The sequence below is a fragment of the Clostridium sp. Marseille-P2415 genome (assembly GCF_900155545.1).
GTDB lineage: Bacteria > Bacillota > Clostridia > Lachnospirales > Lachnospiraceae > Lacrimispora.
The window spans coordinates 2,602,691-2,617,253 of sequence record NZ_LT732526.1 but is presented as its reverse complement, the minus strand read 5'-3'; the positions used below and the strand labels follow the sequence as shown (position 1 = coordinate 2,617,253).

Here is a 14,563-nt window from a genome sequence, read left to right as displayed (position 1 = left end):
GTTGGTAACGCCCGAAGTCAGTGACCCAACCGCAAGGAGGGAGCTGCCGAAGGCGGGACTGATAACTGGGGTGAAGTCGTAACAAGGTAGCCGTATCGGAAGGTGCGGCTGGATCACCTCCTTTCTAAGGAAGAAGAAGTAGGCATTGAACACTTAACGAGGTATTATCGAGTTTAGTGTGAAAGCCCACCCGAACACTTAATGAAGCGAAGCTGAATTTAGTGAGAGTGGTGAGGGTTTTAGATACTGTTGAGTCTTTGGTTTTTGAAGGAAATAATTGAATAGGAAACACTAGGAAAGACAAAAGATTTCTGGTGCCGATGCGCTTAGGGGAGACACCCGTTCCCATCCCGAACACGATGGTTAAGACTTAAGCGGCCGATGGTACTATGCTGGAGACGGCATGGGAGAGCAGGTGGGTGCCAGATTTATTATGGGGGTGTAGCTCAGTTGGGAGAGCACCTGCCTTGCAAGCAGGGGGTCAAGAGTTCGAATCTCTCCATCTCCATTCGGTGCTGTTACGAAGCGGCACTTCGAAAAGCTAACGCTTTTCGAAGTCACGGCGTTTTACGCCTATACAATGAAATACAAAACTGCTTATGAAAGCAAGCTTTCAACACAGTTTTCCATTCCATTGTGCACGCTTCTGGTTGCATCGCGCATGTACCTTGAAAACCACATATTGAAATATATCTAGATAGAGTCTTTATATATAAAGACAAAATCAAGACATCCGAGGTGTTACATTGAAAGATGTAACCAAACAATAACTCGTTAAAGTAGCCGTAACGTACGGTGAAATAACAACCTAAGACCAGAGATACAACGCTATGTATCTTAGATCCAAGCCCGCACCCGCAGGCGAAGATCGATTGGTTAAGCTATAAAGAGCGCAGGGTGGATGCCTTGGCACTAAGAGCCGATGAAAGACGTGATAAGCTGCGAAAAGCTTCGGGGAGGAGCAAATATCCTTTGATCCGGAGATGTCTGAATGGGGAAACCCAGCTGAGCAAACCTCAGCTGTCGTATGGTGAATCCATAGCCATACGTCGGGAACCCGGGGAACTGAAACATCTAAGTACCCGGAGGAAAAGAAAGAAAACTCGATTTCCAAAGTAGCGGCGAGCGAAATGGAAGGAGCCTAAACCGTCATGCGTGCATGGCGGGGTTATGGACTGCAATAAGTGAGACGATTTGTTACCAGAACGGTCCTGGAAAGACCGGCCATAGAAAGTGAAAGCCTTGTATGGGAAAGCAATAGTCAGCGAGCAGGATCCAAAGTACCACGAGACACGAGAAACCTTGTGGGAAGTCGGAGGGACCACCCTCCAAGGCTAAATACTACTTAGTGACCGATAGCGCATAGTACTGTGAAGGAAAGGTGAAAAGGACCCCGGGAGGGGAGTGAAAAAGAACCTGAAACCCTGTGTTTACAAGCTGTGGAACCACATTATAAGTGGAACCGCGTACTTTTTGTAGAACGGTCCGGCGAGTTACCGTTACTGGCAAGGTTAAGCACTCAAGGTGTGGAGCCGAAGGGAAACCAAGTCTTAATAGGGCGAATGAGTCAGTAAAGGTAGACCCGAAACCGGGTGATCTACCCATGTCCAGGTTGAAGCTGCCGTAAAAGGCGGTGGAGGACCGAACGCACATCCGTTGAAAAGGGTGGCGATGAGGTGTGGGTAGGGGAGAAATTCCAATCGAACCCGGAGATAGCTGGTTCTCCTCGAAATAGCTTTAGGGCTAGCCTCGTATTAGTCTGCCGGAGGTAGAGCACTGAATTTCCTAGGGGGCGTCAAAGCTTACCAAAGAATATCAAACTCCGAATGCCGGCCAGATGATGTACGGGAGTCAGACTGCACGAGATAAGTTGGGCAGTCAAAAGGGAAAGAGCCCAGACCACCAGCTAAGGTCCCAAAGTGCGTGTTAAGTGGAAAAGGATGTGGGATTTCAGAGACAACTAGGATGTTGGCTTAGAAGCAGCCACACATTCAAAGAGTGCGTAATAGCTCACTAGTCGAGAGGTCCTGCGCCGAAAATGTCCGGGGCTGAAACACGACACCGAAGCTGTGGAATCAGAAATGATTGGTAGAGGAGCATTCTTAACGCACAGAAGCATTACCGTAAGGAGATGTGGAGTGTTAAGAAGAGAGAATGCCGGAATGAGTAGCGAGATGGAGGTGGGAATCCTCCAGGCCGAATATCTAAGGTTTCCAGAGTAAAGCTGATCTGCTCTGGGTAAGTCGGGGCCTAAGGCGAGGTCGAAAGACGTAGCCGATGGACAACAGGTTGAAATTCCTGTACCGCATATCATCAGAACTGTGGGGACACAGAACCGAGGGAGAACCCGGGAATGAAAAGACCGGGGCAAGCATTGGACTGGTTAAGCTGGAAAATCCGCTTAACAACAGGAAGGTGTGATGCGTACCGAACAAAAGTAGGGAAGTCTCTGTAGGGGCTGTCAAGAAAAGCCGCTATTGTGTGATATGTGCCCGTACCGTAAACCGACACAGGTGGATGAGGAGAGAATCCTAAGGCCGGCGGGAGAAGCATTGTTAAGGAACTCGGCAAAATGACCCTGTAACTTCGGGATAAAGGGTGCCTGGGAAACCAGGCCGCAGAGAATAGGCTCAAGCAACTGTTTAGCAAAAACACAGGTCTATGCAAAACCGAAAGGTGAGGTATATGGGCTGACGCCTGCCCGGTGCTGGAAGGTTACGAGGAGGGGTTAGCCGTAAGGCGAAGCTCTGAATTTAAGCCCCAGTAAACGGCGGCCGTAACTATAACGGTCCTAAGGTAGCGAAATTCCTTGTCGGGTAAGTTCCGACCCGCACGAAAGGCGTAATGATTTGAGCGCTGTCTCGACAATGCACCCGGTGAAATTGAAATACCAGTGAAGATGCTGGTTACCTGCGCCAGGACGGAAAGACCCCATGGAGCTTTACTCCAGCTTGATACTGGGATTCGGTACTGCATGTACAGGATAGGTGGGAGGCTATGAAGCAAGGACGCCAGTCTTTGTGGAGCCGATGTTGGGATACCACCCTTGCGGTATTGGATTTCTAACCTGCAGCCATGACCTGGCTGGGGGACAATGTCAGGCGGGGAGTTTGACTGGGGCGGTCGCCTCCGAAAGGGTATCGGAGGCGCTCAAAGGTTCCCTCAGAATGGACGGAAACCATTCGAAGAGTGCAAAGGCATAAGGGAGCTTGACTGCGACACCGACGGGTGGAGCAGGTAGGAAACTAGGACTTAGTGATCCGGTGGTATAAAGTGGGATTGCCATCGCTCAACGGATAAAAGCTACCCTGGGGATAACAGGCTTATCACTCCCAAGAGTTCACATCGACGGAGTGGTTTGGCACCTCGATGTCGGCTCATCGCATCCTGGGGCTGTAGTAGGTCCCAAGGGTTGGGCTGTTCGCCCATTAAAGCGGTACGCGAGCTGGGTTCAGAACGTCGTGAGACAGTTCGGTCCCTATCCGGCGTGGGCGTAGGATATTTGAGAGGAGCTGTCCTTAGTACGAGAGGACCGGGATGGACTGACCTCTGGTGTATCTGTTGGCGATCAAAGCCATGGCAGAGTAGCCAAGTCGGGAAGGGATAAACGCTGAAGGCATCTAAGCGTGAAGCCCCCCTCAAGATGAGATATCCCATCGCAAGAGTAAGACCCCTTGAAGACGACGAGGTAGATAGGGCAGAGGTGGAAGCATGGCAACATGTGTAGCTGACTGTCACTAATAGGTCGAGGGCTTAACCAGGTTGGTTTAGGTAAGAGGAAAAGAACGGATGAAGAAGATATATAACAATGTGTGGTTTTGAGGGTATATGCCCGACAAAAGAAGAAGATAAGATGTAATAAGCGCGAGTGGCTCAGTTGGTGGAGTACGACCTTGCCAAGGTCGGGGTCGCGGGTTCGAGTCCCGTCTCGCGCTTTTTTTATTGGGTAGCCGGAACCTTGTTTTACAAGGGGGTCCGGCTGTTTTTTGTTTGTGTGGCAGTCTTTTAATAAACCACCTGCATAGCACAACATCATAAACTTAAAATTAACAATGAATTTGAACAGATCATTAATTGACTAAATTATACTGTTGAAATAATATTTGTTATTTATGATTACATTTTATCCCAATCATGATTTACTTTTCCTAAAAATACCCGTACTACCCATTAAATTGGATAGTATGGACATTTTAAAAACTGTTCTTCTGATTATTTTTATATTTGTTTGATATGTTTTTCTTCCGTTCGGAGCTTTTTAATTCTCTTACAGGTAAAATATGCTTTTTATATTTCAGTCTGTAATTCTGTCAGTCGCTTTTTTCTTTTTAAGGGATTAATTTTTAAAAGAATTTTAATCATTTCTTCTTTAAATAAGCCTATCGCTATATTTTCGTTGGTTTTCATGGAATACTTATATATTTTCCCCTTATGGTTTTTTCTTAAATTGGCATTGGCAGCATTCCTGACATCTTGTATCATGTTATAAACGAGTATTTGTGCACAAAAATCTTGATACACATATACTATAGCTTTTCCTGTTACATTCTCAAATTTCATTTTATTTTTTAAGGTATGATATTTTTTCTCTATTTCCCATCTTTGATAATACAAATCCTGAAGTTGCTTACCGCTGTATTGCTTAGAAAGATTGGTCATTAGTGTCAATTCGTTGCCCATAGGAAGACTATATGTAGAAAGATCCCTTCCTTCGCAGCTTTTAACCGTGTTATGAAAAAAACTTGTATTTATCTGTATTAGAGTGATTTGGTCAAAAGTTTCGAAGCAATCGCCTGCATTTATTTGACAAAGAAAGCAAAATGATATAGAGTTAGCTATAACTAACGTACTGCATATGGAGAATAAATGGAAGAATATTTTGGAATTTTAAGAAAATCTGATATATTTCAAATGGCCGATGATGAGACTATAAAACATGTCCTCTATTGTTTGGAAGGACATACCAGACTCTATGGCAAAGGTGAAATAATATATAATTGTGGAGATATGATTACCAATGCTGGTATCGTTTTAGAGGGAAAGGTGGAACTTATTGTACCGGGAACCGTAGGAGATGACTCCAGTATTAGGGTGGCTATCCCTTCGGATTCTTTTGGCTGCTCCCATTCCTGTATCACAGACCAGCCTTCCCTTGTGACTGTTATTGCATCCAAAAAAACTAAAATTCTATTTTTAAAAATGTCAAAGCTTTTTAGTCAGGAAGCGATAAGATGTCGGTTTGCATCGTTGGTAACGGCTAATTTGCTGAGGCAGACCGCTTTTGTAAATCTTGAACAGAATCGAAGGATCCATATTATGAGCAGGCGTTCCATACGTGACAAAATTTGGACCCTGTTAAAATATACTCCTTTAGAAGGGGATAGATGCCTGATCGATATGAACAGACAGGAAATGGCGGACTATCTTGGTGTTGAGAGAAGTGCGTTATCAAGAGAACTTGGCAGAATGAAAAAAGAGGGCCTGATCGATTATAGAAAAAATGTATTCATAGTAAATAATTATCAATAAAAGGATTACTTTCGTTGCAATTGCAATGGAAATAATCCTTTTTTTCGTATAAACTTATATATGAGTTAGCCATAACTAACAGAATAAGGAGGATATTATGAAATTAAGATTTAAAACAACTTCACTTTTATTAGCATCCATGTTGTTATTAACTGCTTGTGCTTCAAATAATAATAAAGATACGTCTGCCTCATCTGCGGTAGAATCTGTATCGGAAGAAACAACAACTGCTGGTGGGGAAAGTGAAACAGATTCCAAAGCAGACAGCCAGCTGTCAGGAACTCATATAGTAGTAGATCATGGTGGAAATCGTGTTGAAGTTCCAAATAAAATCGATCGTATTATCATCGATCAGATCCCCATTTTGTCTACCTACATGGCGTATTTTAAAGGTTCAGCACCCCATATTGTCGGATACAGTGGTTCCTTTAAGGAAACCATATCAGAGACTGCATTAAAAAATATTGCGCCTGAGCTGCTTGAATCATCAGATACCGTATATGCGCAATCGGAGCTGAATATAGAGGAGATCATAAAGCTGAAACCAGATGTGATTTTCTATAATGCAAATAATAAAGAGCATGCGCAAATATTGGCTTCAAGTGGAATTCCATCCATAGGATTTGCGACAGTAGGAGCAGATTCCCCTGCAGATCCAATTGAAAGATATAAAGAGTGGCTGATACTTCTTGAAGAGGTATTCGGAGAAAAAGGCAAGATGGATGGCTTTATTGAAGCAGGCAATAAGATCATTGAAGATGTGGAAACCAGAATTGAGAATATTCCAGAGGATAAGCGTCCAAGTACAATGATTTTATTTAAGCTGATCGATGGGGTTCCTCAGGTTTCTGGAAAAGGCGTCTTTGGTGATTATTGGCTGCAGCACCTGGGAGTTAAAAATGTTGCAGGGGAGACAAAGGGATTTGCACAGGTTAGCTTTGAACAGATATATGAATGGAATCCACAGGTATTATTTTTAAACGGACCGGGTCTGCTAAAGCTAAACAGGCAGGATGTAATAGATAATAAAGTTGAGGGAGTAGATTTTTCAACAATACAGGCAGTAAAAGACGAACGTGTATATAATACAACACTGGGTATGTGGAACTGGTTCACCCCGAATCCGGATGCACCGCTTGTATTAGCCTGGCTTGCATACAATACTTATCCGGAAGAATTTAAAGACTATCCTCTGGAAACAGTAATACGTGATTATTACCAGAACTTTTATGGGTACGAAATTACTGATGAAGAAATGAAGGGAATGCTTCAATTACGATGAAAAATACAGTTTGGGTCAGACATAACAAATTCACGATTGCTGCGATACTGGCAATGATTCTATTACCAATTGCTTCTGCACTTATAAGCTTGTGTATAGGAAGAATGAATCTTTCTATTATAGAGGTTATAAATACCTTATCTGATGCAGCAAAGGGGAACAGACAAAGTCAGAACTATTCCATTGTTATAAATTTAAGAGCACCAAGAATCATAATGGCAATCATTGTTGGAGCTGGTCTTACCTGTGCAGGAAATGCCTTCCAGTCACTTTTTTCTAATCCGCTTGCAACACCAGATGTACTTGGTGTTACAAGTGGAACCTGTGTGGGTGCGATCATTGCCATTATTATGTCCATGGGCATCATGGAGACTCAGTTGCTTGCATTAGCTTTTGGACTTTTTGCTGTGTGGATTACGATGGTACTGGCAAGTGACAGGAATGGGCAGTCGGTAATATTTCTTGTACTGGCTGGAGTAATCATATCGGCATTGTTTAATGCAGTAGGTTCTTTATTGAAATATACTGCTGATCCTTTAGATAAACTTCCGGCCATTACCTATTGGCTTATGGGAAGCTTTACAAGTGCATCCTATAAAAAAATCATGGTAGGCTCACCACTCATACTTGCAGGCATTGCGGTGATATATCTGATGAGATGGAAATTAAATATATTATCACTGAGCAGTGATGAGGCAAGAGCAAGCGGAATGGATTTAAAGAAAACACGTTTCGTTTTCGTACTGGCGGCTACCGTCATAACAGCTTCATGCGTTTCCATGTGTGGACAGGTTGGCTGGATAGGACTTCTGATCCCCCACTGTTCAAGAATGCTTGTAGGAAGCAACAATCGTTATGTGGTTCCTGTAGGAATCAGCATTGGCGCCAGTTTTATGATTATTATTGATACATTTTCAAGAAGCATTAGTGTCATTGAACTTCCGTTGTCCATCCTTACCGCAATTATTGGAGCACCGGTATTTATATCATTGCTAAAAAGAAATAGGGGGAGCTTACATTGATCCTTGAAGTACAGAATGGAAGTTTCGGCTATCCAGGTCAGCAAAAGGTATTAAAGAATATTAACTTTAAATTAAATAAGGGCCGGATCCTATCCGTACTTGGCCCCAATGGAGTAGGGAAAACAACCCTGTTAAAATGTATGGTTGGGCTTTTAGACTGGGTGGATGGAAAAAGCTTTTTATATGGAGAAGATATAAAAGGTATAAATTCAAAAAAGCTGTGGTCAAAGGTTTCCTATATCCCTCAGTCTCATGCATTTGCATTTTCAATTACAGGTCTTGAGATGGTTGTTCTTGGACGCAGTGCACATCTTAGAGTCTTTGAACAGCCAGGCATCAAAGATATAGAGATGGCGGAAGAAATAATGAAGCAAATAGGGATAGAGAGACTGGCAAACAAAGACTGTAACCATATGAGTGAGGGAGAGCTGCAGATGGTGCTTATAGCAAAAGCGCTTATAAACAGGCCGGATCTCATTATTCTTGATGAACCAGAAACAGGTCTTGATTTCCATAATCAGATACTGGTGCTGAGTCTGATTGAGCGTATGGCCCATGAGGAAGGGATATGTGCTGTTATGAATACACATTACCCAACGAATGCAATTTCTGTTTCGGATGAAACGCTCATGCTAAATAGTACTGGTGAGTATGTATATGGGCAGACTCAGGATATCCTTAATGAAGAGAATATTTCAAAAGCATTTCATGTGAATGTTGCAGTGAATGAGTTTCAATATAACGATCGTATCGTAAAGAGCATCGTTCCAATTTCAATTACGAACCATAAAGGAGGAAGCTTATGAAAGATTTAAGCATAGCATTGGAAATGATACAGAAAAACTATGATAAATATAAGGAACCTATGCCAATCGTAAAAGAATTTGTAATGGGATACCGATGGTTCATGGTATCGGATACCAATGACAGATTATCCATGTCTCTGCGAGTGGGACAGGAAAAAAGTTTTGAAGAATATGAGAAACTATTAAAATCGTTCCTTGGCAGACCTGCTGATGACTGCGTTTATGAAATTATTAAACGGTATGATCCGGAACTCAGAACAATAGCAGCTTGTTTATGCAATCTTTTAAGCAAACCATTTAATTCCGCAGAAAGACTGAAAGATAGAGAAATTACCAGAACAGAAGGGCGCATTTTTGACTATAATGTAAAAGATAAAAAGGTTGGAATCATAGGTTATGGACTATATAATGAAGTTTTTCTTGGTAAGTGTAAGGAATTTCATGCTTTTGATTTTCGGGACCCCAAGGGAATTTTAAATTATAAGATTGGAAATGAGACGAACGTATATCCGGAAAACATCCATTGGCATCTTGGAGGCAATGCCCTTGAACATAAAGAGGTACTTGAAAGTCTGGATATTGTGGTAATGACTGGCTGCACCATTGTAAATAACACTTACAAAGATATTCTTAACACATGTAAAAATGCGAAAATCAGAGGAATTTATGGTCCAAGCGCTGAATTGTGTCCGGAATATCTGTTTGATCTCGGATATAATTATATATTCAGTGCTTCCGTAAGGGATAAGGAAGCTTATTATAAGTCTACGTTTGCAGCGATTCCGGAAGGAATGGATTTATCTTATATGGATTGCTATGAGCTTAGTAAAAAAGCATAGGAGGCAGTATTTTGCAAACAGGAGTATATTCCATTTCAAAAAAGCATGTGCCAAAATCAGGAATGACAATTTCGACAAATGCGAAAATAGGCAATAAGTCTATGGTGCACCACTTTTCACTGGGAAGCGGCACTGATATAAGCTCAGAAGCTTATGAAAATCCTGTTATATATATTGGGGCCTATGGAACAGGTCTGTTTAATGTCGGTACAAATGGTAATTGTAAGCTGCAGATGAATTCACAAAATATAATTTTCTTACATGAGGGAACATTTTGCGGAATTAAATCCGTAGAAGAAAAGGGACTCATATACACAGAAATACTATTTGAGAAGGGGAGTAAAATGAACGGAATTTTAAAAGCCAATGAGGTATTCGATTTAAAGAATCTTATAGAATATGAGGAGGGGAGCATTGTTAATATTGACCTTGCATCTGGCGAAGGTATGAAATTTATGATACTGGCGTTTGATGATGGCTGTATGCTTTCAGAACACAAGGCACCTGGGGATGCATTATTTTTTGCATTGGAAGGAAAGGCAACAATTATCTATGAAGGAAAAAGTTATAAGATAAGAGAGGGTGAAAACTTTCGTTTTGAAAAAAATGGACTTCATAGTGTTAAGGCAGAAGGAAAATTCAAAATGGCATTACTGCTTAGTTTAGAATAAGCTTATTGGCCCCATATAATTAAGTTGAGTTTTTTTATCGGCTCCAAGCTGTCAAGATCTATAGATCTTAATGCTTGTTTATAGTATTTAGGAAGATCTATTATATTGTTACCAATAATTTCGAAATAAAGGTATTACTTAAATTAAAAAATAGCGTTTCATTTAGCCATGATGAAAACGCTATTTTTTATGTTCATAATTTACCGATAATATAAACTCAGGCAGGGGAAAAGGAAATACCTGAGCTTAAAAACGATACACTTTATATTAACACGATATTTTAACAAAAAAACTAACGTACGCTATCAAAATAAAGAATTTTGTCAATTTTTTGCCCAGTTAACGTAATCATCCAATTCAATCTGTAAAGAGCTTATGGAAAGTCAAATGGATTATGATGTGGTTCCAATGGAAAAACTGCTTTCTATGGAATGGAAAGGCGCGATGCTTTATGGAGAAGGGGTATCTTACCGCTGTCTGTTTGTACCAGCTGCACAAAAATATCCGGAAGCCTTAAGAAATTGGCTGAAAGCGGCTGAAGAGTCCGGATTTCCGGTTTATCAGGTGACTTCTGATGAAATGAAAGAGGGAGATTTTTTTGCATCAGCCATAACCCTGGATAAAGTTGCCGGAATTGCAAAATACCATGGCTGTAATGATATAGAGACAGCAGATAAGATTCCATATTTGAGATATTACCACTATATCCATGATACAGAGAACCTTGGAATCCATATGTTTTTTAATGAATCTACACTCCATGCGCTGAATACGGCAATCGAATTACATAAGAATGAAAATACCCATATGTATGTTTATGACCCCTATGAGAATCGCTTAACTGAACGATCTGACTGGAAGGATGGGAAGATTTTTCTTAACCTGGAGCCGGCAGAGACGGTCTATCTGATCGAGTCGGACAGAAGGTATCAGTCAGACGCTATGGAGAATATCGTCCTGCAAGAGGAAAAAGGAGAATTCGAATTTGAAATATCCGCAGCCTCTTATCAAAGTCCGGATAAAACAAAATATATTGACAATACATCAAGGCTAAAGGATTTCTTCAAGTGGCGTCCGGATTTTGCAGGCTATATTTATTATAAAACATGGTTAGGCAGGCAGGAAAAGCAATGCGTGCTGAATCTGGGCAAGGCATACGAGGCTGCAGAGGTCCTGGTTAACGGAAAATCAGCAGGGGTCAGACGGAAGGCATTATCTGTATTATTGCCTGGATGTTCTGCCTGAGATCGGTGTGGCTGTCTGTGATACCCCCGCAGGAGAATATGAATATTTAGGCATGGTAAAGCATCCGGATGGAAGCATTCTGGGGAGGAGAGAAGGGGATTATATACAGTTTGATCCCGGAATTTTCATTGATAGTGATAAAAGTATTTATTTGTATTCAGGAAATGCACCCCGGCATATAGGAGACACCGAAAATAAGTCTTCACAGGTTATGAAGCTGCGGGAGGATATGCTCACAATCGAGGAAGGACCGGCAGCTCTCATTCCTTCCATTCTGAACAGCACAGGAACAGGATTTGAAGGATATGAATTTTATGAAGCAAGTTCTGTAAGAAAGATTGGTGAAAGCTATTATTTTGTATATTCGGACGTAAATAGCTCCTCCTTGTGTTATGCTGTGAGTGAGCATCCGGATTATGGTTATCAGTTCGGCGGTGTGCTGATAGACATTTGTGACATTGGAATTGATGGCAGGAAAGATCGTGTAAATTTTCCGGGAAATACACATGGAGGAATTGAGTTTATCAATGGCAGGTGGTTTGTGCTTTATCACCGTCAAACAAATCATACGCAATATAGCAGGCAGGGGGGTGCGGAAGAAATCAGGATCCTTCCCGATGGTTTCATACCACAGGCAGAACTTACATCCTGTGGATTAAACGGGGGGCCTCTGCGTGGAAAAGGCATATATGAGGCAAGAATTGCCTGTAATTTATGGGGAAAGACAGGTGTCGCCTTTTTGCGGAAAAAGGACCCGGAAAGTGAATATCCATATTTTACACAGGATGGGCCGGACCGGGAAAGCCATCCGAATCAGTATATTGCTAATATCAGAAATGGCGCAGTTGCCGGGTTTAAATATTTTAAGTTTTCCGGAGTAAAAAAAATAACGGTATGTATTCGCGGAAATACGGAAGGAAAATTTTTAATTACAACAGAACCGTATGGTAAGATTTGTGCTGAAATCTTTGCCGGATCAGGGTCTGGTGAATCCAAGGTATGGAAAGATTTTACCGGAAAAGCTGAAATTCCGGATGGAGTGTATGGGCTGTTTTTTAGATTTGAAGGGAAAGGCAGTGTGGATTTTCTCAGTTTTGAACTTGAATAGTTGAGATAATAACTGCTAAAGTTAAGAGGAGACTCTGTGAATGCGTATCCAAGGCAGTTTCGAATGTTTAAAATGAAAACAAAAAAACAGCTCGGGGATAGGAAGTATGGAGCAATGTCTCCGGCTGTTTACTTTTTTTACTGCAATCATAAAATTAAGACGAATACCAATGGCTGGAACAGCAATTTCAGAGCTTTTCATGGAGTACAGTACCGTCACGCACTGCTTCGCGTTATACGGATAATAAGGTACATGTAGCTTTTTAAACGCAGATAAAACGGTTGTGATTCTTTTAAATGGGCGGATTTTTGCTGCTGTGATTAAATCAAGAAGTTATTATAGCGGTTTTTCTGGAAGTAGTGAAAATCCGGTTCATTTAATATCAAATTCTTCCGGTTTGTTTAGGGGTATGATCCGCCGAATCTGAGGAGTTTTTTCAGCTGGAAAAGAAAAATAAAAAAGATGAAAAAAGTGTTGACTTTTGTCATCTGCTTTGGTATGATATAACTCGCCGCTGAAAACGGCGGCAAGATTTCTTTTGAAACACATCGTTGATTGATGAAAAAAGTTTTGAAGAAATTGAAAATAACGGTTGACAAGAACAACCGGTTATGATATTCTGTGTAAGTTGCTGTTAAAGTAGCGACAGTAGAATAAGCACTTTGAAAACAGAAGATTGAACAGTATGTAAAACCCTGAAAATTCTAAAAAATAAGCCATGTTTGATGGCTTTGAATGAGAAAATTCAGAACGAATACAAGCAATTGTATACGAACCAAACAACAAGTAAAACGGGAAATAAATTAGCTAGTTAGTTGATTTTGACCCCGGATTGAACAACATTATAATATGAGAGTTCGATCCTGGCTCAGGATGAACGCTGGCGGCGTGCTTAACACATGCAAGTCGAGCGAAGCAGTTTGGAGGAAGCCTTCGGGTGGAATCCAAATTGACTGAGCGGCGGACGGGTGAGTAACGCGTGGGTAACCTGCCTCATACAGGGGGATAACAGTTGGAAACGACTGCTAATACCGCATAAGCGCACAGTGCTGCATGGCACGGTGCGAAAAACTCCGGTGGTATGAGATGGACCCGCGTCTGATTAGGTAGTTGGTGAGGTAACGGCCCACCAAGCCGACGATCAGTAGCCGACCTGAGAGGGTGACCGGCCACATTGGGACTGAGACACGGCCCAAACTCCTACGGGAGGCAGCAGTGGGGAATATTGGACAATGGGGGAAACCCTGATCCAGCGACGCCGCGTGACTGAAGAAGTATTTCGGTATGTAAAGGTCTATCAGCAGGGAAGAAAATGACGGTACCTGACTAAGAAGCCCCGGCTAACTACGTGCCAGCAGCCGCGGTAATACGTAGGGGGCAAGCGTTATCCGGATTTACTGGGTGTAAAGGGAGCGTAGACGGCGCTGCAAGTCTGGAGTGAAAGCCCGGGGCTCAACCCCGGGACTGCTTTGGAAACTGTGGAGCTGGAGTGCAGGAGAGGTAAGTGGAATTCCTAGTGTAGCGGTGAAATGCGTAGATATTAGGAGGAACACCAGTGGCGAAGGCGGCTTACTGGACTGTAACTGACGTTGAGGCTCGAAAGCGTGGGGAGCAAACAGGATTAGATACCCTGGTAGTCCACGCCGTAAACGATGAATACTAGGTGTTGGGGAGCAAAGCTCTTCGGTGCCGCCGCAAACGCAATAAGTATTCCACCTGGGGAGTACGTTCGCAAGAATGAAACTCAAAGGAATTGACGGGGACCCGCACAAGCGGTGGAGCATGTGGTTTAATTCGAAGCAACGCGAAGAACCTTACCAAGTCTTGACATCGGAATGACCGGTCCGTAACGGGGCCTTCCCTTCGGGGCATTCCAGACAGGTGGTGCATGGTTGTCGTCAGCTCGTGTCGTGAGATGTTGGGTTAAGTCCCGCAACGAGCGCAACCCTTATCCTTAGTAGCCAGCAGGTAAAGCTGGGCACTCTGAGGAGACTGCCAGGGATAACCTGGAGGAAGGTGGGGATGACGTCAAATCATCATGCCCCTTATGATTTGGGCTAC

General features: G+C 42.4%; 9 protein-coding genes, 2 tRNA genes, 2 rRNA genes and 2 other annotated features. Of the genes, 12 read left to right on the top strand and 1 reads right to left on the bottom strand.

Features of this window, described 5'->3' with window-relative positions; translation table 11 throughout:
* Nucleotides 1-310: 310 nt before the first annotated feature.
* The 4 genes from rrf (at nt 311) to BQ9856_RS16835 (ending at nt 3,935) form a co-directional block, all read left to right on the top strand.
* Nucleotides 311-428: ribosomal RNA gene (gene rrf, locus BQ9856_RS16850) — 5S ribosomal RNA — on the top strand.
* Between the two features lie 7 nt (nt 429-435).
* Nucleotides 436-508, top strand: a tRNA-Ala gene (locus tag BQ9856_RS16845).
* 366 nt (nt 509-874) lie between these two features.
* Nucleotides 875-3,761 (top strand): 23S ribosomal RNA (locus BQ9856_RS16840).
* 101 nt (nt 3,762-3,862) lie between these two features.
* Nucleotides 3,863-3,935: transfer RNA gene (locus tag BQ9856_RS16835), tRNA-Gly, on the top strand.
* 352 nt (nt 3,936-4,287) lie between these two features.
* On the opposite strand, the gene BQ9856_RS16830 is transcribed toward BQ9856_RS16835, so the two are convergent.
* On the bottom strand, nt 4,288-4,680 hold the full coding sequence (locus tag BQ9856_RS16830; protein ID WP_235839240.1) for a transposase: 393 nt from the start codon (nt 4,678-4,680) through the stop codon (nt 4,288-4,290).
* 186 nt (nt 4,681-4,866) lie between these two features.
* On the opposite strand from BQ9856_RS16830, the gene BQ9856_RS16825 reads away from it, so the two are divergent.
* From BQ9856_RS16825 to BQ9856_RS16790, 8 genes are all read left to right on the top strand, one after another.
* Nucleotides 4,867-5,529 (top strand): Crp/Fnr family transcriptional regulator, encoded by a 663-nt coding sequence (locus BQ9856_RS16825; protein WP_077612065.1) that lies wholly within the window; start codon nt 4,867-4,869, stop codon nt 5,527-5,529.
* 97 nt (nt 5,530-5,626) lie between these two features.
* Nucleotides 5,627-6,811 (top strand): ABC transporter substrate-binding protein, encoded by a 1,185-nt coding sequence (locus BQ9856_RS16820; protein ID WP_077612064.1) that lies wholly within the window; start codon nt 5,627-5,629, stop codon nt 6,809-6,811.
* Nucleotides 6,808-7,833 (top strand): FecCD family ABC transporter permease, encoded by a 1,026-nt coding sequence (locus BQ9856_RS16815; RefSeq protein WP_077612063.1) that lies wholly within the window; start codon nt 6,808-6,810, stop codon nt 7,831-7,833. Before BQ9856_RS16820 ends, BQ9856_RS16815 begins: the two co-directional genes overlap by 4 nt.
* A complete protein-coding gene (locus BQ9856_RS16810) occupies nt 7,830-8,639 on the top strand; it encodes an ABC transporter ATP-binding protein (RefSeq protein WP_077612062.1) in 810 nt (269 codons plus the stop codon). Before BQ9856_RS16815 ends, BQ9856_RS16810 begins: the two co-directional genes overlap by 4 nt.
* Nucleotides 8,636-9,478 carry a Rossmann-like domain-containing protein gene (locus BQ9856_RS16805; RefSeq protein WP_077612061.1) on the top strand — a complete coding sequence of 281 codons (843 nt, stop codon included), beginning with the start codon at nt 8,636-8,638 and terminating at the stop codon, nt 9,476-9,478. The genes BQ9856_RS16810 and BQ9856_RS16805 overlap by 4 nt, the downstream gene beginning before the upstream one ends.
* A gap of 11 nt (nt 9,479-9,489) precedes the next feature.
* A complete protein-coding gene (locus BQ9856_RS16800) occupies nt 9,490-10,149 on the top strand; it encodes a cupin domain-containing protein (protein WP_235839239.1) in 660 nt (219 codons plus the stop codon).
* Between the two features lie 387 nt (nt 10,150-10,536).
* Complete coding sequence (locus BQ9856_RS16795) at nt 10,537-11,394, top strand: hypothetical protein (protein WP_077612060.1); 858 nt, start codon at nt 10,537-10,539, stop codon at nt 11,392-11,394.
* Between the two features lie 7 nt (nt 11,395-11,401).
* Nucleotides 11,402-12,502 carry a family 43 glycosylhydrolase gene (locus BQ9856_RS16790; RefSeq protein ID WP_235839238.1) on the top strand — a complete coding sequence of 367 codons (1,101 nt, stop codon included), beginning with the start codon at nt 11,402-11,404 and terminating at the stop codon, nt 12,500-12,502.
* Nucleotides 12,503-13,355: 853 nt separating this feature from the next.
* Nucleotides 13,356-14,219, top strand: a sequence feature (16S ribosomal RNA rRNA prediction is too short).
* A gap of 70 nt (nt 14,220-14,289) precedes the next feature.
* Nucleotides 14,290-14,563, top strand: a sequence feature (16S ribosomal RNA rRNA prediction is too short).

Excerpts from the sequence above, each read along its gene's own strand:
- BQ9856_RS16805 (WP_077612061.1), top strand. The coding sequence starts at position 8,636 with ATGAAAGATTTAAGCATAGCATTGGAAATGATACAGAAAAACTATGAT.
- BQ9856_RS16795 (WP_077612060.1), top strand. The coding sequence starts at position 10,537 with ATGGATTATGATGTGGTTCCAATGGAAAAACTGCTTTCTATGGAATGG.
- BQ9856_RS16825 (WP_077612065.1), top strand. The coding sequence starts at position 4,867 with ATGGAAGAATATTTTGGAATTTTAAGAAAATCTGATATATTTCAAATG.
- BQ9856_RS16830 (WP_235839240.1), bottom strand. The coding sequence starts at position 4,680 with ATGGGCAACGAATTGACACTAATGACCAATCTTTCTAAGCAATACAGC.
- BQ9856_RS16820 (WP_077612064.1), top strand. The coding sequence starts at position 5,627 with ATGAAATTAAGATTTAAAACAACTTCACTTTTATTAGCATCCATGTTG.
- BQ9856_RS16815 (WP_077612063.1), top strand. The coding sequence starts at position 6,808 with ATGAAAAATACAGTTTGGGTCAGACATAACAAATTCACGATTGCTGCG.